General features: G+C 70.3%; 3 protein-coding genes and 1 pseudogene. 3 read left to right on the top strand and 1 reads right to left on the bottom strand.

The annotated features are described in order from the left end of the window. Nucleotides 1–153 (bottom strand): annotated as a pseudogene (locus ACQKDV_RS09775) (ribosome small subunit-dependent GTPase A); the annotation flags it as partial. A 123-nt stretch (nt 154–276) separates the two neighbouring features. On the opposite strand from ACQKDV_RS09775, the gene ACQKDV_RS09770 reads away from it, so the two are divergent. From ACQKDV_RS09770 to ACQKDV_RS09760, 3 genes are read left to right on the top strand one after another with little or no spacing between them, the layout of a single operon-like run. Then, the gene (locus ACQKDV_RS09770) at nt 277–1,551 is read left to right on the top strand and encodes a pyridoxal phosphate-dependent aminotransferase (RefSeq protein WP_427783561.1); all 1,275 of its coding nucleotides are present in this window, start codon (nt 277–279) and stop codon (nt 1,549–1,551) included. Between the two features lie 2 nt (nt 1,552–1,553). After that, entirely contained in the window at nt 1,554–2,171 is a 618-nt protein-coding gene (locus tag ACQKDV_RS09765) for an SGNH/GDSL hydrolase family protein (RefSeq protein WP_427783560.1), read from the top strand. 3 nt (nt 2,172–2,174) lie between these two features. Beyond that, nucleotides 2,175–2,894 (top strand): class I SAM-dependent methyltransferase, encoded by a 720-nt coding sequence (locus tag ACQKDV_RS09760; RefSeq protein WP_427783559.1) that lies wholly within the window; start codon nt 2,175–2,177, stop codon nt 2,892–2,894. Nucleotides 2,895–3,025: the final 131 nt, after the last annotated feature.

Genomic DNA, 3,025 nt, shown 5'->3' with positions numbered 1-3,025 from the left:
CACCACGTAATGGGTGCGGTGCTGCTCGATCACCCGCGCCGGGCGGGCCTGCGGGTGCGCGGCCATGGCGGCCTGCCAGTCGGCCTGCTGTGGCGGGCCCGGCCAGGGCCAGCCGATGGTCTGCAGGGCGTTGAAATCGGGGGTCTGGGTCATCGCCGCCATTCTACCCGGCCCGATCCCCTGCCAGCCCAACAACAGCAGGCCCGGAAGCCTTGCCATGCACTGCAGCAATTCCGGTAGGATGGAAACCCCACGCCTTTTGACGGCCCAGCGCCCATGTCCACCCCTTCGCCCAAGCCCCTGGCCATCCGCGAGCGCCTTTCCGAAGTGCGCTACGAGATCCGCGGAGAACTGGCCCGGCGAGCGCGGGAGCTGGAGGCGCAGGGCCGCAAGCTGATCAAGCTGAACATCGGCAACCCGGGCAACTTCGGCTTCCGTGCGCCCGAGCACCTGCAGCACGCCATTGCCGACGACATGGGCCGCACCGATCCCTACACCCACCAGCAGGGCCTGCCGGTGGCACGCGAAGCCATCGCCGCCGCCTATGCGCGACGCGGTGCACCCGATGCCCATCCGGACCGCGTGTTCGTCGGCAACGGCGTCAGCGAGCTGATCGATCTGTCGCTGCGTGCCCTGCTGAACCCGGGCGACGAGGTGCTGGTGCCTTCGCCGGACTACCCTCTGTGGTCGGCCGCGGCCATCCTCAACGATGGCCGCCCGGTGTACTACCGCTGCGCGCCGGAAAACGGCTTCCAGCCCGACCCGACCGAGATCGAGACGCTGGTGTCCTCGCGCACCCGCGCCATCGTGCTGATCAACCCGAACAACCCCAGCGGTGCCAGCTACCCGCGCGAGCTGCTGGAGCGCGTGGTCGAGATCGCCCGCCGCCACAACCTGCTGCTGCTGGTCGATGAGATCTACGACCAGATCCTGTACGACGACGCGGTGTTCCAGCCGGTCGCGCCACTGGCAGGCGACCACCCGTGCCTGACCTTCAGCGGTCTGAGCAAGGTGCACCGCGCCTGCGGCTGGCGCGTGGGCTGGGCCCACCTCAGTGGCGACGACGCGCGCCTGGGTGAGTTCCGCGCCGCGCTGGACCTGCTCAGCGCGCTGCGCCTGTGCGCCAACGTGCCGGGCCAGTACGCCATCGACGCGGCGGTGAATGGTCCGGACACCATTTCCGGACTGTGCGCCCCGGGCGGCCGCCTGTATGAAACCCGCCGCGCAGTCATCGAGGCCTGCGAGGCCAGCGAGCACCTGTCGCTGGTTTCTCCGGCCGGTGCGCTGTACGCGTTCCCGGCCGTGGTCGGCGCTGCCGCCAAGGGCTTCGACGACCACAGCTTCGCGTTGGACCTGATGAACAACGAAGGCGTGCTGGTCGTACCGGGCTCGAGCTTCAACGTGCCCTACCGCCACCATTTCCGCGTAACCCTGCTGCCGGAAGCCTCGGTGATGCGCGATGTGTTCGCGCGCATCGACCGCGTGCTGGCCCGCCGTGCCGAAGACGCCACCAAGGTCGTGCCGCTGAAGCCGCGCCGCTCGGTGGCCTGAGCGTGGCGCTGTCCTACCTGGCGCTGGGCGATTCGTACACCATCGGTGAAGCGGTCGCCGTTGAAGGCCGCTGGCCCCACCAGCTGGCCGCTGCGCTGCGCGGCCAGGGCGTGGACCTGGCCGATCCGCAGACCATCGCCACCACCGGCTGGACCACCGACGAACTTGACGCCGGCATCGACGCGGCCGCGCCGCAGGGCCCGTTCGCGTTTGTCAGCCTGCTGATCGGCGTCAACAACCAGTACCGGGGACGCCCGCTGGACCAATACCGCCAGCAGTTCGAGGCCCTGCTGGAACGTGCGATCGGCTTTGCCGGAGGGGACGCCGGCCGTGTGCTGGTGCTGTCCTTCCCCGACTGGGGCGTGACCCCGTTCGGCGCCGGCAGCGGCCGTGACCTGGCGCGCATCGAGATCGAGACCGACGAATTCAATGCCGCCGCCGAGGTCATCAGTACACACCGCGGCGTGGCCTTCGTCGACATCACCGACATCAGCCGCGCGCACGGCAATCACCCGGCGATGATCGCCGAGGATGGCCTGCATCCTTCCGCGCGGATGTATGCACTGTGGGCCGGGCGCGCCCTGCCCGTGGCCACGCAGCTGCTGCAGCGCACGGATTGAACGATGGAAGGCCTGCCACGGAACGGCACACCCCTGGAGTGTTCACCGCTGGGGGGCGGCCAGGCGCGGGCCATCGCTGAGGCGTTCCGCCCGGTGCAGGCCTGGGGCAACCGCCGCGACTATTACTACACCCGCGGCAAGCTGGGCAGCGATCCGCTGTACGACGGCGTGCTGCAGCACCTGCCTGAAGATGGCCTGCCCCTGCTCGACCTGGGTTGTGGACTGGGCCTGTTCGCCCACGTGCTGCGCCAGCGTGGCCACCGCCAGCCCTACCTGGGCGTGGACGTGGATGCCGGCAAGATCGCCCGCGCACAGCGCGCGGCTGCCGGCCTGGACGAGGTCCGGTTCGAGTGCCTGGACGTGCAGGCGCCGCTGCCAGCGCAGGCCGGACACGTGCTGCTGCTGGACGTGCTGCAGTACCTGGACATGCAGCCGCAGCTGGACCTGCTGCGTGCGGCCAGCGCGCGGGTGGCAGCGGGCGGCCGCCTGCTGCTGCGCACGCCGCTGGCCACCGGCGACCGCCGCGACCGCACCACACGCGTGGCCGACCGCTTGGCCTGGCTGGTGGGTTGGATGGGCACGCGGCCACGGCACTATCCCGCCCCGGCACAGCTGACGGCAACACTGGCCGAGGCAGGCCTGCAGGTAGACACGCTGCGGCCGCTGCATGGGCGCACACCGTTCAACAGCTGGTTGCTGGTGGCGCGGCGATCCCCCGTATAGAGCCGAGCCCATGCTCGGCTGCCTTCACGGCGCATCGCGCCGCCGCCCGGGCATCGGCTCGGGCGCTACAGACGATCCCACCGCTGACGTGTAGAGCCGAGCCCGTGCTCGGCTGCCTTTACGGCGCATCG

It is taken from the genome of Stenotrophomonas sp. NPDC077659, from assembly GCF_050268705.1.
Lineage (GTDB): Bacteria > Pseudomonadota > Gammaproteobacteria > Xanthomonadales > Xanthomonadaceae > Stenotrophomonas.
Note: the sequence above shows the minus strand (reverse complement) of the source record. Positions and strands in the feature narration are given on the sequence as shown.

Excerpts from the sequence above, each read along its gene's own strand:
- ACQKDV_RS09770 (WP_427783561.1), top strand. The coding sequence starts at position 277 with ATGTCCACCCCTTCGCCCAAGCCCCTGGCCATCCGCGAGCGCCTTTCC.
- ACQKDV_RS09760 (WP_427783559.1), top strand. The coding sequence starts at position 2,175 with ATGGAAGGCCTGCCACGGAACGGCACACCCCTGGAGTGTTCACCGCTG.